Raw genomic sequence first — 272 nt, 5'->3', positions numbered from 1 at the left:
GAACGTGGCGGACGGCATCGCGGCGGTGATCGCGACCTCGGGGTCGAGCGGCATACCGAAGCGGGTCGCGCTGAGCGGTGAGGCGCTGCGCGCGAGTGCCGAGGCGACGGCGGCGAGGATCGGGAGCGGCCGCTGGCTGCTTGCTCTGCCGGCCGGCTACGTGGCAGGGCTCCAGGTGATGGTGCGCTCTATCGTCGCGGGAACCCGGCCGGCCGTGCTCGACGGCCGGTTCTCGCCTGCGTCCTTCGCCGATGCGACACTGGCGATGCTGC

Annotated in this window: 1 pseudogene; it reads left to right on the top strand. The window is 73.2% G+C overall.

The annotated features are described in order from the left end of the window. A pseudogene (locus tag SB753_RS37365) lies at positions 1-272 on the top strand (AMP-dependent synthetase); the annotation flags it as partial.

The sequence above is a fragment of the Paraburkholderia sp. SIMBA_053 genome (assembly GCF_046534895.1).
Classification (GTDB): domain Bacteria; phylum Pseudomonadota; class Gammaproteobacteria; order Burkholderiales; family Burkholderiaceae; genus Paraburkholderia; species Paraburkholderia caledonica.
Note: the sequence above shows the minus strand (reverse complement) of the source record. Positions and strands in the feature narration are given on the sequence as shown.